Annotated in this window: 17 protein-coding genes and 3 tRNA genes; 4 read left to right on the plus strand and 16 right to left on the minus strand. The window is 73.3% G+C overall.

Annotation, left to right across the window (positions count from 1 at the left end; translation table 11 throughout):
- Positions 1–58: 58 nt before the first annotated feature.
- From ABD644_RS15485 to ABD644_RS15510, 6 genes are all read right to left on the minus strand, one after another.
- Positions 59–131: transfer RNA gene (locus tag ABD644_RS15485), tRNA-Glu, on the minus strand.
- 70 nt (positions 132–201) lie between these two features.
- A tRNA-Glu gene (locus tag ABD644_RS15490) sits at positions 202–274 on the minus strand.
- Positions 275–310: 36 nt separating this feature from the next.
- A tRNA-Gln gene (locus ABD644_RS15495) sits at positions 311–382 on the minus strand.
- Positions 383–413: 31 nt separating this feature from the next.
- Positions 414–1523, minus strand: coding sequence for a CPBP family glutamic-type intramembrane protease (locus tag ABD644_RS15500; RefSeq protein WP_344689851.1), 1110 nt, complete (start codon positions 1521–1523; stop codon positions 414–416).
- Positions 1520–2992 (minus strand): glutamate--tRNA ligase, encoded by a 1473-nt coding sequence (gene gltX, locus ABD644_RS15505; RefSeq protein WP_344689852.1) that lies wholly within the window; start codon positions 2990–2992, stop codon positions 1520–1522. The genes ABD644_RS15500 and gltX overlap by 4 nt, the downstream gene beginning before the upstream one ends.
- Positions 2989–3798 carry a fumarylacetoacetate hydrolase family protein gene (locus ABD644_RS15510; protein ID WP_344689853.1) on the minus strand — a complete coding sequence of 270 codons (810 nt, stop codon included), beginning with the start codon at positions 3796–3798 and terminating at the stop codon, positions 2989–2991. Before ABD644_RS15510 ends, gltX begins: the two co-directional genes overlap by 4 nt.
- Before the next feature lie 42 nt (positions 3799–3840).
- Here ABD644_RS15510 and ABD644_RS15515 point away from each other — a divergent pair, with 42 nt between their 5' ends.
- The gene (locus tag ABD644_RS15515; RefSeq protein WP_344689854.1) at positions 3841–4215 is read left to right on the plus strand and encodes a VOC family protein; all 375 of its coding nucleotides are present in this window, start codon (positions 3841–3843) and stop codon (positions 4213–4215) included.
- A gap of 1 nt (position 4216) precedes the next feature.
- Here ABD644_RS15515 and ABD644_RS15520 read toward each other — a convergent pair whose 3' ends face one another.
- The 3 genes from ABD644_RS15520 to cimA form a co-directional block, all read right to left on the minus strand.
- Positions 4217–5833 (minus strand): thiamine pyrophosphate-dependent enzyme, encoded by a 1617-nt coding sequence (locus ABD644_RS15520; RefSeq protein ID WP_344689856.1) that lies wholly within the window; start codon positions 5831–5833, stop codon positions 4217–4219.
- Positions 5834–5836: 3 nt separating this feature from the next.
- Positions 5837–6817, minus strand: coding sequence for an ABC transporter substrate-binding protein (locus ABD644_RS15525; protein ID WP_344689857.1), 981 nt, complete (start codon positions 6815–6817; stop codon positions 5837–5839).
- Between the two features lie 162 nt (positions 6818–6979).
- The gene (gene cimA, locus ABD644_RS15530; protein ID WP_344689859.1) at positions 6980–8542 is read right to left on the minus strand and encodes a citramalate synthase; all 1563 of its coding nucleotides are present in this window, start codon (positions 8540–8542) and stop codon (positions 6980–6982) included.
- Positions 8543–8732: 190 nt separating this feature from the next.
- On the opposite strand from cimA, the gene ABD644_RS15535 reads away from it, so the two are divergent.
- A complete protein-coding gene (locus ABD644_RS15535; RefSeq protein ID WP_344689860.1) occupies positions 8733–9131 on the plus strand; it encodes a hypothetical protein in 399 nt (132 codons plus the stop codon).
- Between the two features lie 2 nt (positions 9132–9133).
- On the opposite strand, the gene ABD644_RS15540 is transcribed toward ABD644_RS15535, so the two are convergent.
- Together ABD644_RS15540 and serA are read right to left on the minus strand one after the other, a co-directional pair.
- Positions 9134–10156 carry a 3-isopropylmalate dehydrogenase gene (locus tag ABD644_RS15540; RefSeq protein WP_344689861.1) on the minus strand — a complete coding sequence of 341 codons (1023 nt, stop codon included), beginning with the start codon at positions 10154–10156 and terminating at the stop codon, positions 9134–9136.
- Between the two features lie 16 nt (positions 10157–10172).
- Positions 10173–11786 (minus strand): phosphoglycerate dehydrogenase, encoded by a 1614-nt coding sequence (gene serA / locus ABD644_RS15545; RefSeq protein WP_344689862.1) that lies wholly within the window; start codon positions 11784–11786, stop codon positions 10173–10175.
- 119 nt (positions 11787–11905) lie between these two features.
- On the opposite strand from serA, the gene ABD644_RS15550 reads away from it, so the two are divergent.
- Together ABD644_RS15550 and ABD644_RS15555 are read left to right on the plus strand one after the other, a co-directional pair.
- Positions 11906–12580, plus strand: a complete 675-nt coding sequence (locus ABD644_RS15550; RefSeq protein ID WP_344689863.1) for a hypothetical protein — start codon at positions 11906–11908, stop codon at positions 12578–12580.
- 112 nt (positions 12581–12692) lie between these two features.
- Positions 12693–13220, plus strand: coding sequence for a hypothetical protein (locus tag ABD644_RS15555; RefSeq protein ID WP_344689864.1), 528 nt, complete (start codon positions 12693–12695; stop codon positions 13218–13220).
- A gap of 61 nt (positions 13221–13281) precedes the next feature.
- Here ABD644_RS15555 and ilvC read toward each other — a convergent pair whose 3' ends face one another.
- The 5 genes from ilvC to ABD644_RS15580 all read right to left on the minus strand — a co-directional run bounded on the left by ilvC (position 13282) and on the right by ABD644_RS15580 (position 22275).
- Positions 13282–14343, minus strand: a complete 1062-nt coding sequence (gene ilvC / locus ABD644_RS15560; protein ID WP_344690006.1) for a ketol-acid reductoisomerase — start codon at positions 14341–14343, stop codon at positions 13282–13284.
- A 9-nt stretch (positions 14344–14352) separates the two neighbouring features.
- Complete coding sequence (gene ilvN, locus ABD644_RS15565; protein ID WP_344689865.1) at positions 14353–14880, minus strand: acetolactate synthase small subunit; 528 nt, start codon at positions 14878–14880, stop codon at positions 14353–14355.
- A gap of 10 nt (positions 14881–14890) precedes the next feature.
- On the minus strand, positions 14891–16774 hold the full coding sequence (locus ABD644_RS15570; RefSeq protein WP_344689866.1) for an acetolactate synthase large subunit: 1884 nt from the start codon (positions 16772–16774) through the stop codon (positions 14891–14893).
- 189 nt (positions 16775–16963) lie between these two features.
- Positions 16964–19642 (minus strand): putative bifunctional diguanylate cyclase/phosphodiesterase, encoded by a 2679-nt coding sequence (locus tag ABD644_RS15575; protein WP_344689868.1) that lies wholly within the window; start codon positions 19640–19642, stop codon positions 16964–16966.
- Positions 19639–22275 carry a putative bifunctional diguanylate cyclase/phosphodiesterase gene (locus ABD644_RS15580; protein WP_344689869.1) on the minus strand — a complete coding sequence of 879 codons (2637 nt, stop codon included), beginning with the start codon at positions 22273–22275 and terminating at the stop codon, positions 19639–19641. The genes ABD644_RS15575 and ABD644_RS15580 overlap by 4 nt, the downstream gene beginning before the upstream one ends.
- Between the last annotated feature and the right edge of the window lie 41 nt (positions 22276–22316).

Genomic DNA, 22316 nt, shown 5'->3' on the forward strand with positions numbered 1-22316 from the left:
GGGCCCCCGGGGAACGACGAGAGCCCCCGACCGGGGAGGTCGGGGGCTCTCGCTGCCGTAGCCCCGAAGGGATTCGAACCCTCGCTACCGCCGTGAGAGGGCGGCGTCCTAGGCCGCTAGACGACGGGGCCGTGCGCCGGACAGTCTGCCACGCGAACGACGAGAGCCCCCGACCGGGGGGTCGGGGGCTCTCGGATCGCGTAGCCCCGAAGGGATTCGAACCCTCGCTACCGCCGTGAGAGGGCGGCGTCCTGGGCCGCTAGACGACGGGGCCGTGCGGCGAACCGCGGTGAGAAAACGATGTTCCTCGCTGGGGTACCAGGACTCGAACCTAGACTAACGGAACCAGAAACCGTCGGGCTGCCAATTACCCCATACCCCATGGGTGGCACCTCGCGGCGCCTCGGAGAACTCTACCCGACGCTCCGGGCGGGGGTCGCACCACCCCACGGTCGGCGGGTCCGCAGGTCCAGCGCCGCGGTGCGCATCTCGGGCCGGAGCGTGGTCCGGGCCCGGGCCACCAGCAGCGCGTAGGCCGACAGGGCCACGGTCATCAGTGCGACCTCCGTCCAGCTCGCGGCCTCGGTCGCGGCCTCGGTCGGCCCGCCCCCGCCCAGGACCCCGAACAGGCCGAGGACCAGCACGTTGTTCACGGCGTGCAGCACGATCGCCGCCTCCAGCCCTCCGGTCAGCCACACCACGGCCGACGCCGCCAGGCCGACGGCGAAGCGGGTCACGAACGTGGGCAGGTCCGGCGGCAGATGGAGCAGCGAGAACACCGTGGCCGTGACCAGCGCGGCCACGAGGGCGCCCGCGGCCGGTGCGCGGATCCAGCCGGCCACGGCCTGGCTCAGGTAGCCCCGGAACAGGTACTCCTCCGCAGCCGACTGCAGCGGCGTGGTGAGCAGGACCACCGCGAGGAACCAGCCGAGGCCGGCGACCGGCTCGACCACGTCCGCATCGAGCAGCACGGGCAGCAGGGCGAGACAGATCACCGGACCCAGCGCGACGAGCGCGAGCCCGGTGAAGGTCGGCAGCATCCGCCAGCGCAGCCGGGCCAGGACCGACGACGACCAGCCGATGCGCATGCCGTGCGCCACCGCCCACACCATCCACACGACCGGGATGGCCACGATCGTGGCGACGTTGGTGAGCAGCAGGATCCCGGGGTCGGAGACGTCGACGTCGCCCCGGGTGCCCTTGGCCAGCAGGCCGACCACGCCGAACAGGAGGCTGACCACGACCGCCACGGCGTAGACGACCGCGAACAGCAGCAGCCCCACCGCCGGTCGCCACCACGCCCAGTCGCGCGACCGCATCGCCAGCAGGAAGGGCTGCGGGACGTCGTGCGGCGGCGTCCCGGGCGGCGGAGCCCAGCGCATCCCCGGGGGCAGCGGCGGCGGCGCCCAGACCGGCGGCTGCCACACGGACGGCTGCCAGGGGTGGGGCTGCCAGGGGTAGGGCGCCGGCCGGCGGGTCTCCGGTGGCCCGCCGTACGGCTCCTCCGACCCCGGGCCGGTCATCCCGCCGCGACGTCGCGGGCGGCCGTCAGCCGGTGCAGCGTGCGCTCGCGCCCGAGCAGCTCGATCGACTCGTACAGCGGCGGGGAGACCGTGCGCCCGCCGATCGCCACCCGGACCGGTCCGAAGGCCTGGCGCGGCTTGCGACCCAGGCCCTCGACGAGCGCCGTCTTCAGCGCCTCCTCGATCGCCGGCGTGGTGAACTCCGGGAGGTCGCGGAGGGCCGCGGCTGCCGCGTCCAGCACCTCGACAGCCTCCGGCCCGGCCAGCTGCTTCTCCGCCGCGGCCGGATCGATCTCGACGTCCTCGACGAACAGGAAGGCCAGCAGGCCGACCGCCTCGGAGAGCACGATCATCCGCTCCTGGGCCAGCGGGGCGATCACCCGCAGGACGCGGTCCTGCTCCGGCGTCGGCGGTTCGCTGATCAGCCCCGCACCGGCGAGGAAGGGCACGACCCGCTCGACGAACTCCTCGACCGGCAGCGCCCGCAGGTGCGTGGCGTTGATCGCCTCGGCCTTCTTCAGGTCGAACCGGGCCGGGTTGGCGCTCACCCGCGTGACGTCGAAGGCCTCGACCATCTCGGCGGTGGAGAAGATGTCACGGTCCTCGGCGATCGACCACCCGAGCAGGGCCAGGTAGTTGGCGAAGCCCTCGGGCAGGAAGCCGCGCTCGCGGTAGATGTCGAGGTTGGACTGCGGGTCCCGCTTGGAGAGCTTCTTGTTGCCCTCACCGGTGACATAGGGCAGGTGTCCGAACCGCGGCGTCCCCTTCGCCACCCCGATGTCGGTCAGCGCCGCGTAGAGCGCCAGCTGCCGGGGCGTCGAGGGCAGCAGGTCCTCGCCGCGCAGCACGTCGGTGATCTCCATCAGCGCGTCGTCGACGGGGTTGACGAACGGATAGAGCGGGGCGCCGTTGCCCCGGACGAGCACGAAGTCGGGCACCGAACCGGCGGCGAACCGCACCTCGCCGCGGACCAGGTCGGTCCAGACCAGGTCCTCGTCGGGCATCGCCAGCCGCAGCACGGGCTCGCGGCCCTCCGCCCGGAACGCCGCCTTCTGCGCGTCGGTCAGGTGGCGGTCGGCGTTGTCGTAGCCGAGCTTCGGGTCCTGCCCGGCGGCCATCCGGCGGGCGGCGACCTCGTCGTTGGTCGAGAAGGACTCGTAGGCGTGCCCCGACGCGACCAGCTTGGCGGCGACGTCGGCGTAGATCTCCCGCCGCTCCGACTGCCGGTACGGGCCGTGCGGACCGCCGACCTCGGGCCCCTCGTCCCAGTCGAGGCCGAGCCAGCGCAGGCAGTCCAGCAGGTGCCGGTAGGACTCCTCGGAGTCGCGCGCGGCGTCGGTGTCCTCGATGCGGAAGACGAAGGTGCCGCCGGTGTGCCGCGCGTGCGCCCAGTTGAACAGGGCGGTGCGCATCAGGCCGACGTGCACCATGCCCGTCGGCGACGGGCAGAAGCGGGTGCGCACGGTCACCGGGCGGCCGCCGTCGAGACGTCGTCGGCCTGGGTGACCGGGTTCGACAGCGTCCCCAGCCCCTCGACGGTGCACTCGCACACCTGCCCCGGGGCGATCGGGCCGACGCCCGAGGGGGTGCCGGTGAGGATCACGTCGCCGGGCAGCAGCGTCATGACCTTCGAGATGTAGGAGATCAGGGTCGGCAGCCCGAAGAGCAACTGGCTGGTGCGGCCCTCCTGCCGGAGCTCGCCGTCGACGCGGCAGCTGATCGCGAGATCGGCCGGGTCCAGACCCAGGGCACCGAGGTCGGTCTCGATCCACGGACCGAGCGGGCAGAACGAGTCGAAGCCCTTGGCGCGGGTCCACTGCCCGTCGGCCTTCTGCATGTCCCGCTCGCTCACGTCGTTGCCGATCGTGTACCCGAACACGCTGGCCAGCGCCTGCTCCTCGGTCACGTTGCGGGCCCCGCGCGCGCCGATGACCACGGCGAGCTCGACCTCGTGGTGCACGTTCGTGCTGCCCGGCGGGATCCGGATCGCATCACCGGGGCCGATGACCGACGTGGAGGGCTTGAGGAAGATCAGCGGCGCCTTCGGGGCGTCGCCGGTGTTCATCTCGGCGACGTGCGCGGCGTAGTTCTTGCCGATCGCGACCACCTTGCTCGGCAGGATCGGCGACAGCAGCCGGACGTCGGCCTGCGCGAAGCGCTGGCCGGTGAAGGAGATCTGGCCGAAGGGGTGCCCCTCGATCTGGGCCACCTGGCCGTCTCCGTCGAGGACGCCGAAGGACATGCCCTGGGGGGAAGCGAAGCGGACGATGCGCACAGCGCGAGGTTAGTCGGCGGCGCTGCTGCCTATCGTGCGCCCATGGCCTGCCGCATCAGCGAACTCGTCATCAACTGCCGCGACCCCGAGACCCTGGCCCGGTTCTGGTCCGACGTCCTCGGCTACCGGGAGCTCGCGCGTGAGGACGGCGCCATCGAGATCGGTCCCGCCGCCGGGTTCGGCGGCCCCGCCCCGACGCTGGTCTTCGGTCCGGTCGACGACCCGACCCCGGGCAGGCTGCGCCTGCACATCGACGTCAGCCCGACCGACCGCGACCAGGCCGCCGAGCTGCAGCGGCTCCTCGACCTCGGCGCGGTCCCGGCCGACGTGGGCCAGACCGGCGAGGAGAACTGGCACGTCCTCGCCGACCCCGAGGGCAACGAGTTCTGCCTGTTGGCGCGCCGGCTCGAGCCCTGACTCAGGGGTTGAACTCGGGCTCCGGGGCCACGTCGATGTCGAGCAGCAGGGGCGCGTCCATGTCGCGGAGGCGGGGCAGGACGTCGTCGAGGGTCGCGACCAGGTCCTCGTAGCTGCTGATCCGGCGGGCGGCACACCCGAGCGCGGTGGCCAGTGCCGAGAGCCGCACCTCGGGGAAGCCCGGCCAGGGGGCCTTGCCCCCGGCCCGCTCGGCGAGCTTGTCCATGATCGCGTAGCCGCCGTTGGCGAAGACGACGAACAGCGCGCCCACGCCGTAGTTGGCCGCGGTCCACAGCGACTGGACGGCGTACATCGAGGAGCCGTCGCCGAGGATGGCGATGACCGGCCGGTCGGGGCGGGCCATGCGGACACCGATCGCCGCCGGCATGCCGAACCCGAGCCCGCCCATGGCGACGCCGAGGTACCCCAGCGGCTCGCGGGACGGGAGCATCTCCTCGAGCGCCTGGCGGGTCGAGGGCGTCTCCTCGACGACGACGGTGTCCCGATCGGTGCGCTGCGCCAGCAGGGCGTAGACGTGCGGCGCGCGCAGCGGCTCGCCGGGGGCCGGCGGCGGCACGGTGGGCACCGCCCGCGGCGGGCGGCCCGAGGGCTCCCGCGCCGTCACGCGCTCGGCGAGCGCGGCGCAGAAGACCTCCGGGTCGGTGAGCACGGCGAGATCGGCCGGGCTGCGGTGCACCTCGGCGGGGTCCTGGCTGACCTCGACGACGGTCACCCCCTCCTCGACGAAGGGGCCCGGCTCGTAGGGGTACTGCCGGAAGACCGGCGCGCCGACGACGAGGACGACGTCGTGGCCGGCGAGCGCGCCGCGCAGCCGCCCGCGGGCGGCCGGCAGCAGGCCCTGGTAGTTCGGGTGGTCCTGGGGGAAGCCGGCGCGGGCGCCGAACGCCTCCTGCCGGACCGGGGCGTCGAGCCGCTCCGAGATCGTCACCAGCGCCGCGCGGGTGCCGGCGGTGTCCGCGCCGGCACCGACGACGAGCAGCGGCGACCGCGCGCCGTCGAGCAGCGCGGCGACCTCCTCCACCGTGGCGTCGTCCACCCCCACGGGCCGGCGCACCTGCGCCGGCGCGGCCGCGGGGCCGGTGCCGGTGACCGGCTGCGCCCAGTCGTCCATCGGCACGATCACGATCGCCGGGCCGCGCCCGGTGACCGCCTCGTGGTAGGCCCGGGCGATGGCGCCGGGGACGTCCTGGGCGGTGGCCGGCTGGTTCACCCAGACCGGGTAGTCGCCGGCCAGGCCCTCGAGCCGTCCGGTGAGGAACGGCTCGAGGGCCAGGTGCCGGCGGTCCTGCTGTCCGACGAGCACGACCAGCGGTGCCCGGTTGACCCGGGCGGTGGCCAGCGCGCCGACCGCGTTGCCGAGGCCGGCCGTCGTGTGCAGGTTGACCAGGGCGGGGCGGTCGTGGGCGATCGCCCAGCCGGTGGCCACGCCGACCACCGACCCCTCGTGCAGCGCCAGGACGAACGCGATGTCGTCCGGGAGCCCGGTCAGGAAGGGCACTTCCGTCGATCCCGGGTTGGCGAAGATCGTCGTCAGGCCCAGCCGCCGGAAGACGTCGAAGGTGACGTCCCGCACGGTGGGGGTCGGTGCGTCGGCCACGGATCAGTCGGTCGCGTCGAGCGCGTCGACGTCGGCCTGCTCCTCGGTGATGCCGAACTCCTGCATCAGCTCGGCGACGGTCGTCACCGAGTCCCAGTTGATCTCCTCGGGGAACGACGGCAGCGCGATCTCGGCCGCCGCCGCCTCGGGCACCTGGGTGTAGGTGAGGATGATCCGCCGGACCTCGTCCGGGTTGTCGTTCGCGTAGGCCAGCGACTCCTGCATCGCGGCCTGGAAGTTGTCGACGAGCTCGGGGTCCTCCTGGAGAACCTGCTCCGTGGTGAAGTACGTGGCCACCGTCAGGTCGGGGATCGGCTCGGCGAAGTTCGCCAGGACCGAGCGACCGCCCTGGCCCTTGATCACCGTGACGAACGGCTCGACGACCCACGCGGCGTCGACGTCGCCGGCCTCGAGCGCGGCGGGCATGTCCGGGAAGGGCAGCTCGACGAACTCGACGTCGGTCGGGTCGCCGCCCGCGTCCTCGATGGCCTTGCGGATGGTCACCTCGCCGATGTTCTTGAGGTTGTTGACCGAGATGGTCTGGCCCTGCAGGTCGGCCGCGCTCTGGATCGGGCTGTCGGCCTGGACCATGACGCCGGAGAAGTCGGTCTCCGGGTCGCCGGTGGAGGCGACGCCGTTGGCCACGACGCGCAGCGGCAGGCCCTCGGAGCTGGCCAGCAGGATCGAGGTCACGTTGCCGAACGCGAGGTCGTAGTCGCCGGAGACGACACCGGGCACGGCCGCGGCACCGCCGGAGCCGGGGACGAGCTCGACGTTGAGGCCGCGGTCCTCGAAGAAGCCCTGCTCCACGCCGAGGTAGATGGGGGCGACGTCGACGATCGGGATGACGCCGACGCGGATGTCGCGGACCTCGTCCGCGCTGCCGCCGCCATCTCCACCCCCGTCGTCGGAGCTGTCGCCGCCACAGGCGGCCAGTGCGGTGATCATCGCCACCACGGCGATCGGTGCGAGCAGACGACGCATGAAAGTGGCTCCTTTGCCAACGGAGAACAGCCCGTTGCACCCGCGATGCGATTGTTCGCATCGCGAACACTTGTTCTCGGTATGAACGTTAGCTCAGGAGGCGTGGGGCACGTCAACGACCGTGATGGGGATGTGACATGCCGCGGACCGGTCGGGCCGGCGCTACAGCGCCGCGTAGGTCAGCGCGTCGACGAGGGCGTGCCAGGAGGCCTCGACGATGTTGTCGTGCACCCCGACGGTGGTCCACTCGCGCTCGCCGTCCGTGGTGGTGATCAGCACCCGCGTGGTGGCGCTGGTACCGCCCTTCCAGCCGAGGATGCGCACCTTGTAGTCGGCCAGCGACACGCGGGCCAGCTCCGGGTGGCGGTGGACCAGCGCCTGGCGCAGTGCGTTGTCCAGCGCGTTCACCGGGCCGTTGCCCTCGGCGGTGGTGATGATCCGCTCCCCGTCGAGGTGCACCTTCACCGTCGCCTCGCTGACCACGACGCCGTTGCCCCAGTGCTCGACCGAGGTCTTGTAGCTCTCCAGCTCGAACAGCGGGGACGGGGCGTTCGGCAGCTGGGCCCGCAGCAGCAGCTCGAACGAGGCGTCGGCGGCCTCGAAGGACCACCCGTCGGCCTCCAGCACCTTGACCTGGTCGACGACGCGGCCGATCGCGTCGCCCTGTCCGGCGAGGTCGACCCCGAGCTCCCGGCCCTTGAGCTCCACCGAGGCGCGGCCGGCCATCTCGGTGACCAGGATGCGCATGTCGTTGCCGACGACGGCCGGGTCGAGGTGGTTGTAGAGCTCGGGGCTCACCTTGATGGCGCTGGCGTGCAGGCCGGCCTTGTGCGCGAACGCCGAGGCGCCGACGAAGGGCTGGTGCTCGTCGGGCGCGATGTTGGCCAGCTCGGCGATCGCGTGGCTGACCCGCTGGAGCTCCGGGAGGCACTCGGGCGGCACGACCGGCAGACCCATCTTCGTCACCAGGTTGGCGACCAGCACGAAGGTGTCGGCGTTGCCCGCGCGCTCCCCGTAGCCGTTCGCCGTCCCCTGGACGTGGGTGACCCCGGCCTCGACGGCGGCGAGGCTGTTGGCCACCGCGCACCCGGTGTCGTCCTGGCAGTGGATGCCGAGCTTGCCGTCGACACGGGCGCGGACCTCGGTGACGACCCGGCCGACGCCCATCGGGAGCATCCCGCCGTTGGTGTCGCACATGACCCCGACCTCGGCGCCGGAGGCGAACGCCGTCCGCAGCACCTCGACGCCGTAGTCGCGGTCGGCGGCGTACCCGTCGAAGAAGTGCTCGCAGTCGAGGAACACCCGGCGGCCGTGCCGGACGAAGAACGCGACGGTGTCCGCCACCATCGCGAGGTTCTCCTCCAGCGTCGTCCGCAGCGCCTCGCGCACGTGCCGGACGTCGGACTTCGCGACCAGGCAGACCACCGGCGTCTCCGCGTCGAGCAGCGCGCGCACCTGCGGATCGTCCTCGACGGCGACGCCGGCCTTGCGGGTCGCGCCGAAGGCGACGAGCTGGGCGTGCTTGAGGTCGAGCTCGGTGCGGGCGCGGGCGAAGAACTCGGTGTCCTTGGGCAACGCGCCCGGCCAGCCACCCTCGATGAAGCCGACACCGATCTCGTCCATGAGCCGGGCGACGGCCAGCTTGTCCGCGACGGAGTAGCTGACCCCCTCGCGCTGGGCGCCGTCGCGCAGGGTGGTGTCGAAGACGTGGAAGTCAGTGGTCATGGTCTCTCCCGGGAGGAGCACCGCCCCGACAACGAAAAAGACCCCCCGGGTACGGGAGGTCTGCGCGCGGTCGGGAGGTGACTGCGCGCTAGCTGAGAATGATCGTGCCGGTGAGGTACATCGCCGCCAGTAAAGCACGGAGCCGAAAATCCGTGGGGCACGCGTGGCCGTGCCCTGGTTCCCTACGTCGGTGATCCCGACCCACTGGACGCCCGTGCACCGCCCCGACGACGGCGAGCACGTCGGCTACCTGGCCGCCGAGTCTCCCGACCGCGCGGTCCCCCACCTGCTCGTCGGCGCCGCGCTTGGTCCCGCCCGCTCGCGGGAGGACGCCGCGGCCCTGCTCCGGCAGCACGGACTGCGCGCCCTGGACCGGCGCTGGTGGTGCCGGCTGCCGGACCTGCTCCCCGGCGGGCTCCTGCCCGCGGGCGAGCCGGAGCCCGAGTGGTCGTGGCGCCCGGTCGTCGTCGTGGAGGCCTCCCCGGAGGGCTGCACCGTGCGGCCGGAGTGGCCGGCACCCGAGGAGCTCACCGGCCGGGCGAGCCTGCCCACCCCCGTGGGCGACCTGCTGCTCGAGGAGCCTCCGTGAGCTCAGCCGCCGGCGAGGGCGGCCAGCCGGTCGCCGACCTCGGCCGTGCGCACCGGGCCCTGCGGTGATCGCGTCGAGAGGTCGAACGCCACCGCCGCGTTGACCTTCTTCGCCTGGTCGGTGCGGCCCAGGTGCTCGAGCAGGAGACCGACCGAGAGCACCGTCGCGGTGGGGTCGGCGATGCCCTGCCCGGCGATGTCGGGCGCCGACCCGTGCACCGGCTCGAACATGCTCGGGTTGGTGCCCGACGCGTCGAGGTTGCCGCTGGCCGCCAGCCCGATGCCCCCGGTCACCGCCGCGGCGATGTCGGTGACGATGTCGCCGAAGAGGTTGTCGGTGACGATGACGTCGTAGCGGCCCGGGTCGGTGATGAAGAACATCGAGGCGGCGTCGACGTGCTGGTAGGCGACGGTCACCTCGGGGAACTCCGCGGCGACCTCCTCGACCGTGCGGGACCACAGACCGCCGGCGTGGGTGAGCACGTTGGTCTTGTGGATCAGGGTCAGGTGCTTGCGCGGGCGGGCCACGGCCCGCTCGAACGCGTACCGCACCACGCGCTCGACGCCGAAGGCGGTGTTGAGGCTGACCTCGGTGGCCACCTCGTGCGGGGTGTCCTTGCGCAGCACGCCCCCGTTGCCGACGTAGGGCCCCTCGGTGCCCTCGCGGACGCACAGCATGTCGATCGGGCCGGGGTCGGCCAGCGGGCTGGTCACGCCGTCGTAGAGCTTGGCCGGCCGCAGGTTGACGTGGTGGTCGAGCTCGAACCGGAGGCGCAGCAGAAGGCCACGCTCGAGGATGCCCGGCGGCACGCTCGGGTCACCGATCGCCCCGAGCAGGATCGCGTCGTGCTGGCGCAGCTCCTCGACGACGGTGTCGGGCAGCAGCTCGCCGGTGCGCTGCCACCGCATCGCGCCGAGGTCGTAGGGCGTGCTCTCGATGTCGGGAGCGATCTCCCGGAGGACCTTCAGGCCCTCGGCCACCACCTCGGGTCCGATGCCGTCGCCAGGGATCACAGCCAGCCGCATGGGCACGAACCCTAGGTCAGAGCGGGGTGAGATCCGCCGACCGGGCCTCGCGCGCGCCGATCCGGGTCGCGATGTCGGCCAGCAGGTCGGGGCTGACCCGGCTGTCCACGACCACCGCCATGAGCGCCTCGCCGCCACGGGTGGTGCGGCTGACCTGCGCGCCGGCGATGTTGATCCCGGCCTCGCCGAGCGCGGCCCCCACCGTGCCGACGACGCCCGGCCGGTCGGTGTAGACGAAGAACAAGAGGTAGCCCGACAGGTCGAGGTCCATGTCGAAGCCGTCGACCTCGGTCAGCTTGGGCACCTGGTTCTTGCCGAACAGCGTGCCCGACACGGTCACCCGGGTGCCGTCGGCCATGGCGCCGTGCACGGCGATCAGGTTGCGGTAGTCGGGGCTGTCGAGGTCGGTGGCCAGCTCGACCTCCAGTCCGCGCTGCTCGGCGAACAAGGGGGCATTGACGTAGGTGACCTGCTCCTCGACGACGTCGGAGAACACGCCCTTGAGCACGGCCAGCTGCACGACCGAGACGTCGAACTCGGCGATCGAGCCGCGCACCTCGACGGTGACCGACTGCGCCAGACCGCCCGCGACCGCCGTGAACACCCGGCCCAGCTTCTCGGCCAGCGGCAGGCCGGGGCGCACGTCCTCGGCGACGACCCCGCCGGCCTGCACGTTGACCGCGTCGGGGACGAACTCGCCCTGCAGCGCCAGCCGCACGGAGTGGGCCACCGCGGTGCCGGCCTTGTCCTGGGCCTCGCCGGTGGAGGCCCCCAGGTGCGGGGTGACGACGGCCGTGGGCAGGCCGAACAGCGGGCTGTCGGTGCAGGGTTCGGTGGCGTAGACGTCGATGCCCGCGGCGCCGACCTGGCCCGACCGCAGCGCCTCGGCCAGCGCCTGCTCGTCGACCAGCCCGCCGCGGGCGGCGTTGACCAGGATCACGCCGCGCTTCGTCGTCGCCAGTTCCTCCGCGCCGATCAGGCCGAGCGTCTCCGGCGTCCGGGGCAGGTGGATCGTGATGAAGTCCGACTCCCGGAGCAGCTCCTCCAACGGCACCAGCCGGACGCCGAGCTGCGCGGCGCGGGCGGGCTGGATGTAGGGGTCGTGGGCGATCAGCCGGACGTCGAACGCCGCGAGCCGCTGGGCCACCAGCACGCCGATCCGGCCGAGGCCGACCACGCCGACGGTCTTGCCGGCCACCTCGACGCCGGTGAACCGCGACCGCTCCCACCGGCCGGCGCGCAGCGACGCGTCGGCCGCCGGGACGTGGCGGGCGGCGGCGAGCAACAGGGCGACGGCGTGCTCGGCGGCGCTGACGATGTTCGAGGTGGGGGCGTTGACCACCATCACCCCGCGTTCGGTGGCCGCGGTGACGTCGACGTTGTCCAGGCCGATCCCCGCGCGGGCGACGACCTTCAGGTTCGGTGCCGCGGCCAGCGCCTCGGCGTCGATCCGCGTCGCGCTGCGGATCAGCACGGCCGCGGCGTCGGCCAGGGCCGGGAGGAGGGCGGCGCGGTCGGCGCCGTCGACATGCCGGATCTCCACCTCTCCCCCGAGCACCGCCAGGACGCTGGGCGCCAGCTCCTCGGCGATCAGGACGACGGGCGCGGTCACGGTCGCGGGCACGGTCACGCGCCGGAGCCTAGGGAGCGGCGCGCCCCACGGCAGGGGGAGCCTCCTTGCCCCTGAGCACCGGCACCGACATCCTGTCCGCTCGAGAGTCGGCACAGCCGGCGCCGACGGAGGAGATCATGAGTACCGACCCGAACGACCCGACCCGCCAGGAGAACCCCTACGGGCAGCAGCAGGCCTGGGGCCAGCAGCCGCCGCAGCAGCCGGCTCCATACGGGCAGCAGCCGCAGTACGGCCAGCAGCCCGCCCCCTACGGGCAGCAGCCCGCGTACGGCCAGCAGCCGGCGTACGACCAGCAGCAGTACGGCCAGTACGGCGCCACCGCGGTGCCGGCCCGTCCCGCCGGCGTCACGATCGCCGCGGTCTTCGGCTTCATCTTCGGCGCCCTCGGGGTGCTGACGACGCTGGCCTTCATCATCCTCGGGGCCATCTCCGGCGGTGCCGCGAGCGACCTCGAGGACGCGATCCCGGGCTTCGGCGGCTTCGCCGGGGCGTTCGCCGGCATCCTCATCGTCCTGGGCCTGCTCGCGCTGGCCTGGACGATCGTGATGATCATGGGCTCGGTCCGCGCCCTCTCGGGCCGCAGCCGCGTCCTGCTGATCGTCGGCGGATCGATCGCCATCTTCACGACCGGCATCTCGTTCTTCGGCAGCCTCGGCGACGAGAACTCGACGGCCGGCGGCGTGATCCTGTCGCTGATCTTCTTCGCGATGTCGATCGCGATCGTCGTCCTGCTGTCGATGAAGCCCGCCGCGGCGTTCTTCGGCGCCCACCGGGCCCGCCGGGGCCGCTGACCCGAGGGAGTGACGGCGCGTCACAGGTCCCCCCACGGACCTGTGACGCGCCCTACACTCCGCCACCGTTCCGCCACACCGGCGGAGTGCACGACGAGGAGGAAGCCGCCCCATGTCCAGCCCCACCCCCGGTTCTGACCCGAACTACCCCCAGGGGGGTGCTCCGCAGGGCCAGCCCGCGTGGGGTGCGCCCCAGCAGCCCGTCCAGGGCTACGGCGCTCCCGGCTCGCCCGCCGGCTACGGCGGCGCTCCGGGCCAGCGGCCCGGCATGGTCACCGGCGCGGCCGTCGTCGCCATCGTCTGGGGTGGCCTCGGCGCCCTGTTCGGGCTCCTGGCCCTGTCGGTCGCCTTCATCCTCGGCGCCCTCTACGGCCTGATCATCCTGATCAGCATCGCCATGTCGGTGGCGCTGCTGGTCGGCGGGATCTTCGTCCTCCAGGGCAAGAACCCCAAGCTGCTGCTGATGGTCAGCTACATCGCCATCGGCGTCAGCGTGCTGTCGCTGATCATCGGCATCATCCAGAGCGGCGGGAACGCCTTCAGCGGCGTCCTCGGGATCATCGTCCCGGGTGTCATCGTCGCCCTGCTGATGCAGCCGCAGTCGAAGCAGTACTTCGCCTCGCGCGGCATGGCCTATTGATCCACCGCACGAACCAGAAGGGCCCCGCAGCCGATGGCTGCGGGGCCCTTCTGTCGTCGTCTCAGTTGCGGGCGGCGGTGCCGGTGTAGTCGTCCGCGGCCGACACCCAGCTCATCAGGCCGCGCAGCTTGCGCCCGGTCTCCTCGATCGGGTGCGCCTCGGCCTCGGCCCGGCGGCGCTTGAAGTCCGGCGCCCCGGAATCCTGGTCGGCGATGAAGGCCGCGGCCCAGGAGCCGTCCTTGATGGCGGTCAGGACGTCCTTCATCGACTCCTTCACCCGCGCGTCGATGATCTTCGGACCCGAGGTGTAGTCGCCGTACTCGGCGGTGTCGGACACCGACCAGCGCTGCTTGGCGATGCCGCCCTCGTACATGAGGTCGACGATCAGCTTGAGCTCGTGCAGGCACTCGAAGTAGGCGACCTCGGGCTGGTAGCCGGCCTCGGTGAGGGTCTCGAACCCGGCGGTGATCAGCGCGCTGGCGCCACCGCACAGCACGGCCTGCTCGCCGAACAGGTCGGTCTCGGTCTCCTCGGCGAAGGTCGTCTTGATGACGCCGGCACGGGTGCCGCCGATGGCCTTCGCGTAGGACAGCGCGAGGGCCAGCGCGTTGCCGCTGGCGTCCTGCTCGACGGCGACCAGGCAGGGCACGCCCTTGCCGTTCTCGAACTCGCGGCGCACCAGGTGCCCGGGGCCCTTCGGGGCGACCATGGCGACGTCGACGCCGGCCGGGGGCTTGATGTAGCCGAAGCGGATGTTGAAGCCGTGGCCGAAGAACAGCGCGTCGCCGTCCTGCAGGTTGGGCTCGACGGACTCGGCGTACAGCGTCCGCTGCACGTGGTCCGGGGCCAGGATCATGATCAGGTCGGCCTCGGCGGCCGCCTCGGCGGGCGTGACGACCCGCAGGCCCTCGGCCTCGGCCTTCGCCCGGCTCTTGCTGCCCTCGGGCAGTCCGACGCGGACGTCGACCCCGGAGTCGCGCAGCGACAGGGCGTGCGCGTGGCCCTGGCTGCCGTAGCCCAGGACGGCGACGGTGCGCCCCTGGATGATCGAGAGGTCGGCGTCGTCGTCGTAGAAGATCTCGGCGGCCATGCTGGTGGTTGTTCCCTTCGGTTGTCGTGCCAGCGGAAAAGTTCAGGCGGTCCGCTCGACCGGGCGCAAGGTACCCGCGCCCGACATCGAGCGCGGTCCCCGCCCCAGGGCCACGGTGCCCGACTGCGCCATCTCCTTGATGCCCAGGGGGGCGAGCACGGCGAGCAGCGCCTGGAGCTTGTCGGGGGTGCCGGTGGCCTCGAGGGTCACCGTGTCGGGGTTGACGTCGACGACCCGGGCCCGGAACAGCTCGGCGGTCTGCAGCACCTGGGTGCGCTCGGCCATCGGCGAGCGCACCTTCACCAGCAGCAGTTCCCGCTGGACCGCGGCTCCCCCGTCCAGCTCCACGATCTTGATGACCTCGATCAGCTTGTTCAGCTGCTTGGTGATCTGCTCCAGCGGCGCGGTGTCGGCGTCGACCACGACCGTCATCCGGGACAGGTCGGGGTTCTCCGTCGGCCCGACGGCCAGCGACTCGATGTTGAAGCCCCGGCGGCTGAACAGCGCGGCGACGCGGGTCAGGACACCGGACTTGTTCTCGACGAGGACCGAGAGCGTGTGCCTGCTCATGTGACTGCCCCTACACCTGTCCGTCGCCGAAGACCGGGCGCACGTCGCGCGCGGCCAGGATGTCGTCGTTGCTCGCGCCGGCGGCCACCATCGGCCACACCTGGGCGTCGTGGCCGACGACGAAGTCGATGACCACGGGGGCGTCGGTGATCGCCATCGCCTTCTCGATCACCGAGTCGACGTCGTCCTTGGTCTCGCAGCGCAGCCCGACGCAGCCCAGGGCCTCGGCCAGCGTCACGAAGTCCGGGATCCGCACCGGCTTGGGCGTGCCGTCAGCGTTCTGCGCGTGCAGCTTGGTGTTGGAGTAGCGGCCCTCGTAGAACAAGGTCTGCCACTGGCGCACCATGCCGAGGTTGCCGTTGTTGATGACGGCGACCTTGATCGGGATCCCCTCGATGGCGCAGGTGGCCAGCTCCTGGTTGGTCATCTGGAAGCAGCCGTCGCCGTCGATGGCCCACACGGTGGTGTCCGGCCGGCCGTACTTGGCGCCCATCGCGGCCGGGACGGCGTAGCCCATCGTCCCGAGCCCGCCGCTGTTGAGCCAGGTGCCGGGCTTCTCGTACTTCACGAACTGGGCCGCCCACATCTGGTGCTGGCCCACGCCGGCCGCGTAGATGGCGTCGGGGCCGGCGATGGCGCCGAGCCGCTCGATGACGTACTGCGGGGACAACGAGCCGTCCTCGGGCCAGTCGTACCCGAGCGGGTACCGGGCGCGCCAGTCGTCGAGCTGCGCCCACCAGGCCGAGAGGTCGGGCGTGCGGCCGGCCTCGTACTCACCGCGCAGCGCGTCGAGCAGGGCGCTGATGGTCTCCTTCGCGTCACCGACGATTGGCACGTCGGCCCGGCGGTTCTTGCCGATCTCCGCGGGGTCGATGTCGGCGTGGACGACCAGGGCCTCCGGCGCGAAGCTGGCCAGGTCGCCGGTGACCCGGTCGTCGAACCGGGCACCGAGCGCCACGAGCAGGTCGGCCTTCTGCAGCGCGGTCACCGCGGTGACGTTGCCGTGCATGCCGGGCATACCCAGGTTCTGCGGGTGGCTGTCGGGGTAGGCGCCGCGGGCCATGAGCGTGGTGACGACGGGCGCGCCGGTCAGCGCCGCGAGCTGGGCGAGCTCCTCGGTGGCGTCGGCCTTGAGCACCCCGCCGCCGACGTAGAGGACCGGACGGCGTGCCGCGGCGATCATCGTCGCCGCCTCCCGCACCTGCTTGCCGTGCGGCCGGGTGGTCGGCTTGTAGCCGGGCAGGTCCAGCCGGGGCGGCCACGCGAAGTCGGTGCGCGCCTGCAGCACGTCCTTCGGGATGTCGACCAGGACCGGGCCGGGGCGGCCGGTGGCAGCCAGGTGGAACGCCTCGGCGATCCGCTGCGGGATCTCCTCGGCCCTGGTGACCAGGAAGTTGTGCTTGGTCACGGGCATCGTGATGCCCCGGATGTCGGCCTCCTGGAAGGCGTCGGTGCCGATCGAGCGGCTGGGCACCTGACCGGTGATCGCCACGATCGGGACCGAGTCCATGTGCGCGTCGGCCAGCGGGGTCACCAGGTTCGTCGCGCCCGGACCGGAGGTGGCCATGCAGACCCCGACCTTGCCGGTGGCCTGCGCGTACCCGGTGGCGGCGTGCCCGGCGCCCTGCTCGTGGCGGACCAGGACGTGGCGCACCTTCGAGTCGAACAGCGGGTCGTAGGCCGGGAGGATCGCGCCGCCCGGGATGCCGAAGATCACCTCGACGCCGACGGCCTCGAGCGAGCGGACGAGGCTCTGCGCGCCGGTGATGCCGGTGGCCGGTTCGACCGCCTCGGCGCCGGCGGGTCGGACGGTCGTCTCGACGCCGGCCAGCGAGGCGGCGGCCTCGCGCGTGGCCGCCTCGTGGGCGGCTGCCTCGGTCGGGGTGGTGGTCATCGCGGTGTTCTCCTGGGCCGTGCGGGTGACGTCTGGAGCAGGGCAACAAAAAACCCCTCGTGCCGCAGGCACGGAGGGGTCAGCGCGTCGGTCGGAGGACCGACGCGCTAGGCGACTACGAGGGGCATGCAGGCACGGGGCACTCGCACACTGTGCGCCCTGTCCGGTGAGGACGTCAACCAAGCCGTCTCACGATGTGGACAGCGTGTCCATCAGGGTGGGACGCGGACCGTCGAGGAGACCGGCGTCGAACGAGTCGATGGCGGCCGGCAGCTCCTCGACCGTCATCGGCCGGCCGAACAGGTAACCCTGCAGGTAGCGACAGGCCATCCCCTGCAGCAGGCCCGCCTGCCCGACGCTCTCCACGCCCTCGGCGACGACGTCCATGCCCATCGAACGGCCGATCTCGATGACCCCGGCCACCAGCGCCGCGCCGCGGTGGTCCCGCTCGATCTCGGCCACGAACTCGCGGTCCATCTTCAGGATGTCGACCGGCAGCCGGGCGAGGTAGGCCAGCGACGAGTAGCCGCGCCCGAAGTCGTCGAGCGCCAGGACGCACCCCATCTCGCGGAGGGTGGTCAGGTCGTTCTCGAGCCGGTCCTGCGCGTCGAGCATCACCGACTCGGTGATCTCGAGGACGAGGTTGCCCGGCGGCACCCCGGTCACCGCGAGGGCGCGGGCGACGTCGGGGGCCAGGCAGCCGGCCTGCAGGTGCCGCACCGACACGTTGACGCCCAGCTGCAGCTCCCGCCCCTCGGCGAGCAGGCCCGACAGGTCCGTCAGCGCCGCCCGCAGCACCCACTGCTGCAGCGGGACGATCAGGCCGTCGTCCTCCGCGAGGGAGATGAACTCGTCCGGCGCCACGGTGCCGAGCACCGGGTGCTCCCACCGGACCAGGGCCTCCAGCCCGAGGATCCGGCGGTCGGAGACGCCCACGACGGGCTGGTAGACCAGCCGCAGCTGGCCCTGGGCGAGCGCCGCCGGCAGGTCGCGGGCCAGCCGGGCACGGCGTCCCATGGCGCTGTCGAGGGCCTGGCCCGAGGACCGGACGCAGGCCTTCCCGGCCGCCTTGGCCGCGCGCAGCGCCAGGTCGGCCTGCCGCACCGCGGCCGCGGCCTCGTCCCCGGGCTGGAGGCGGGCCACCCCGATGCTGCCGGAGACGGGGAAGACCGGGCCGAGCCCCACGCCGCCCGGCGCGGGGACGCGGAAGGGCCGATCCAGCAGGGCGACCAACCGCTCGGCCAGGCCGGTCGCCTCGTCCGGCTCCCCCGGCACGAGCAGGGCGAACTCGTCGCCGCCGAGGCGGGCCACGAGGTCGCCCTCGCGCGCGCCGTCGCGGAGGACGTCGGCGACCTCGCACAGCAGGTGGTCCCCCGCCTCGTGGCCGGCGACGTCGTTGACCGTCTTGAACCCGTCGAGGTCGATGAGCAGGACGCAGGCGGTCTCGCCGTCGGCCGCGCGGGTGCGGGCCGCGTCCAGGGCGGCCATGAACCGGGCCCGGTTGGGCAGCCCGGTGAGGTAGTCGGTGTAGGCCATGCGCTCGAGCTCGAGCTCGGTGCTGCGCCGGCCGGCGACGTCGCGCAGGTGCAGCACGACGCCGTCGCCGGAGCCGGGCAGTCCCGCGGGCGACGCCGTCCGGACGGCCTCGAACCTCCGCCAGGCGCCGTCCCGGCTCCGCAGCCGGAAGACCGCCGGCCGGTCGTCGGCTCCGTACCGGAGCGCCCGGTGCAGTTCGTCGCGATCCTCGGGGTGCACGACGTCGGCCAGCCGCCGGCCCTCGAGCTCGCGCGGTGACAGGAGGTCCGCGGCCTGGTCGGCGCTGGAGACCCAGGTGACCTGGCCGGCGTCGTCGAGCAGGAGGGTGCAGTCGGCCGACCGGTGCACGAGGGTCCGGAAGTAGGCCTCGGTGCGCAACACCTGGCGGGTCAGGCGGGCGCCGTCCCGGGCCCAGACGAGGGTGCGGGCGAAGGTGACCACCATGACGAGCGCGACCGTGGCCGCCTCCACGGCGACCACCGGCCGTCCGGCGGCCCAGCCGCCCAGGAGCAGCACGACCACGCCGAAGACCAGGCAGTAACTGACCACCACTCCGACCAGGGGCACTGCGGCTGCGGGCCGCTCGCTGCGCGCCCGCGGTCCGGGGTCGCTCACCAGCGCCAGCGCGGCGGTCGCCAGCATGGCGAGGTAGGCGGTGCTCGTCACGACGTCGAGGCCGGGTGAGGGCGCCCCGGCCGCGACGGCACCCGCGGCCATGGCGATCGCCAACGAGCCGAAGCACACCAGCAGCCACGCCGCGGCGGGGCGCCGGGGCGCGGACACCGCGGAGAAGGTCACCAGACCCACCGCGCAGAGCAGCGCGCTGACGATCGGGTAGCCGACCGTGAGCACGAGGTCGGTGTTCCCCGCGCCGGCCGTGAGCGGGACGAGCATCTCCAGCAGGACGGCGAGGGCCCCGAGCGCGACCAGCGCGTCGAGCACGACCTGGTGCCGGATCCGGCCACCGGTCGAGCGCACCAGCCGGACGCACACCACGATCGCGACCGGGCCGGTGGCCGCGAGGAACAGGTCCGCGACGCCCGCCGACGCGGGGTTCATGCCCTGCCCGGCGACGGCGCGGGCGAGTTGGCCGACGCCGAGCAGACCCGCGATGACGGCGAAACCCCGCCAGGTCGACGCGAGCGCCGGGGCCGAGCGAGCGCTCTGGCGGAGTACGAGCCCGCCGACCACCAGGGTGGCCAGCCCGAGCAGCGCCGGCGCCGCGTGCCCGGTCCACGCCGGACGCAGCAGTTCCTGCGCGGCGACCACGAGGGCCAGACCCGCGAGGGCGGCCGGCACCGCGGCACGCGGCCACGGCGGCCGCCCGGTCACCGGATGCCGACCAGACCCGGCCACAGCTCGGCCCCGCTGGCCAGCATCGCGCCGAGTGCGGCCGCCGACACCGGGCGGGCGATGTGGAAGCCCTGCGCGTAGTTGCAGCCGAAGGTGCCCAGCGCGGCGAGCTGCGCCGGGGTCTCGACGCCCTCGGCCACGACATCGAGTCCGAGCGCGCGGCCGATTCCGATGACCGACTCGCACAGCGCGCGGCTCTGCGGGTCCCGGTCGATGCGGCTGATCAGCGAGCGGTCGAGCTTGACGATGTCGATGGACAGCTTGGTGAGGTGAGCCAGCGCGGAGGAGCCGCTCCCGAAGCCCTCCAGGGCGACGTGCACGCCCATGAGCCGCAGCGTGGAGACGTCGAGACCGGTGCGCTCGTCGTCGGCGGCGACGGTGGGCGAGCTGATCTGGAGGACCAGCCGCTCGGCGGGCAGCCCCGAGCGTCGCAGGGCCTCCTCCACGTCCGGGACCAGCGTGCCCGTGGCGGCGTAGCCGGGGGGGACCTTCAGCCCGATCCGCAGGGGCTCGTCACCGGCGGGCAGACCCATGGTGACGGCGGCGGCCTCGCGCAGCGCCCACCGCATGAGCTCCCCGATCAGGCCGGCGCGCTCGGCGAGCGGCAGGAACTCGGCCGGGGGCACCTCGCCCAGCTCGGGGTGCTTCCAGCGCAACTGGGCCTCCAGGCCCGTGATGCGCTGCTCCCCGAGCGCGACGATCGGCTGGAACATCAGGAACAGCTGGCCGTGGGCGCGCGCTCCCTGGAGCCCGGTGCGGAGCATCTCGCGGCGGGCCGCGGCATCACCCAGAGATGCCTCGTAGCGACGGGCCGAGCCCGGTCCCGCCTCGTGGGCGGCGCGCACAGCCAGTTCGGCCCGGCGGAGGACCTCCTCGACCGAGTCCCCGTCCACCGGGGCCAGGCCGACGCCGGCGGTCAGGTCGACCACTCCGTCGGCGGTGATCACGGGCTGCTCGACCACCGAGAGGCAGCGGGACGCCAGCCGGTCGGCGTCGGCGCTGCCACCGCGGCTGAGGACGGCGAAGGCGCCACCGCCCAGCCGCGCCACGACGTCCTCGCCGCGGACCGTCGCACGCACGCGGCGACCGACCTCGGCCACCACGTTGGTGACGGCCTCGCGGCCCACCTGGTCCCGGGCCTCCGCGATGCCGTCGAGCTCGATCAGCAGCAGCGTCGCGGGGCCCTCGTCCGCGCCGCCGATCTCCTGCTGGAGGGCCTGGAGGAACCCCGCACGGTTGGGCAGCCCGGTCATCGGGTCGGTGTAGGCGACGCCCAGCAGTGCCTGCTCCCGGGCGTGCCGGTCGGTCATGTCGCGGCAGTGGAGGACGACCGCGCCCACGTCGGGGTCCGAGCGCAGGTCGGTCACGCCGGCCTCGAAGTAGCGCCACTCCCCGCTGTCGTCCTGCAGCCGCAGCAGGGTCAGGGCGGTCGGGCCCTCCTCCGGCGCGGGGGCGTCGGCCAGCACCGCGGCGAGCGCGGGGCGGTCCTCGGCATGCACGACGTCCAGCAGCGGGCGCCCGACGAGGCCGGTGGCCACCGGGCCGAGGGCGCGCTCGAGCGCCGCGGTGGCGGCGGTGATCCGCAGGTCGCCGCCGAGGATGACGACGGCGTCGCTGCTGGAGCGCACGAGCGAGCGGAAGTAGGCCTCGCGACGGCGGAGACGGGCGGCCATCACCCGCACCTCGCGGATGGTGATCCACCGGTGGACGACCGAGAGCGCGACGCACGACACGATGCCCGCGATGGCGGGGACGGTCGGCCGGGTGCCGCTCATCGAGAACGCGCCGGTGACGCCGACGGCCGCGAGCATCGCCAGGTGCGGCAGCACCTGACCGAGTTCGGTCGACCGCCCCGGCACCGGCTGCCGGCCGGTGCCGTCGCACCGCCCGGGGTCGACGAGCACGGCGAGGGCGAGCAGCCACAGGCCCGAGCAGACGAGGAACCGGCTGACGTCGGCGGCCACGGGGGCGCTGCCCAGGACGGCCGCGGTGCCGAGGCCGCGGCCGGCGGTCAGGAGCGCGGCCCCGGCCAGCAGCGCCAGCGCCATCGGCTGGCGCCGGGCCTCGATGGCGCCGAGCAGGGTCAGCGCGGCCGCCGTCGTCACGGACGTGACCACGACCGCGGCGGCGAGCACGACCAGCTCGCGGGTGCCGAGGACCGACCAGGCGCCGATCGGGCCGGCGACGAGGAACTGCACGATCACGAGGCTGGCCGCGGTGAACAGCGCGGCCTCGACGGCCAGCCGCCACCCTGCGGCGAGCAGCCGGCGCCGCTCGACCAGGCTCAGGATGCCGATGCTGGCCACGAGGTAGCCGGGCACGGTGGGCGCCCAGCGGAGGACGAGATCGTCCATGGGGTCCGCGGGGGCGAGGACGGCGGCCAGCACGACGCCCAGCACGGGGAACAGCGGGGCGACGGCGAGCAGCCGCCAGCTCGTCCGGCTGCGCCCACGACGACCGCCGATCACCCAGACGAGGGCAGCGACGACCAGCCCGCTGACGGTGACCGCGAGGTCGCCGAGCGGGCGCAGCTCAGGGGAGCTCGCGGCGAGCGTGCAGGCGATTGCGACCGGCACGACGCCCGCGAGCAGCCACCATCGGCGCGGGTCCACACCCCGTGATTCGGCAGGCGGGACGCCACTGCCAAGCCGGG

Source organism: Blastococcus jejuensis (assembly GCF_039534705.1).
Classification (GTDB): Bacteria; Actinomycetota; Actinomycetes; order Mycobacteriales; family Geodermatophilaceae; genus Blastococcus_B; species Blastococcus_B jejuensis.

Bases quoted from the DNA above. Each gene is read 5' to 3' on its own strand.
- ABD644_RS15555 (WP_344689864.1), top strand. From the start codon at position 12,693: ATGTCCAGCCCCACCCCCGGTTCTGACCCGAACTACCCCCAGGGGGGT.
- ABD644_RS15570 (WP_344689866.1), bottom strand. From the start codon at position 16,774: ATGACCACCACCCCGACCGAGGCAGCCGCCCACGAGGCGGCCACGCGC.
- ABD644_RS15500 (WP_344689851.1), bottom strand. From the start codon at position 1,523: ATGACCGGCCCGGGGTCGGAGGAGCCGTACGGCGGGCCACCGGAGACC.
- ABD644_RS15540 (WP_344689861.1), bottom strand. From the start codon at position 10,156: ATGCGGCTGGCTGTGATCCCTGGCGACGGCATCGGACCCGAGGTGGTG.
- ABD644_RS15515 (WP_344689854.1), top strand. From the start codon at position 3,841: ATGGCCTGCCGCATCAGCGAACTCGTCATCAACTGCCGCGACCCCGAG.
- ilvN (WP_344689865.1), bottom strand. From the start codon at position 14,880: ATGAGCAGGCACACGCTCTCGGTCCTCGTCGAGAACAAGTCCGGTGTC.
- cimA (WP_344689859.1), bottom strand. From the start codon at position 8,542: ATGACCACTGACTTCCACGTCTTCGACACCACCCTGCGCGACGGCGCC.
- ABD644_RS15525 (WP_344689857.1), bottom strand. From the start codon at position 6,817: ATGCGTCGTCTGCTCGCACCGATCGCCGTGGTGGCGATGATCACCGCA.
- ABD644_RS15550 (WP_344689863.1), top strand. From the start codon at position 11,906: ATGAGTACCGACCCGAACGACCCGACCCGCCAGGAGAACCCCTACGGG.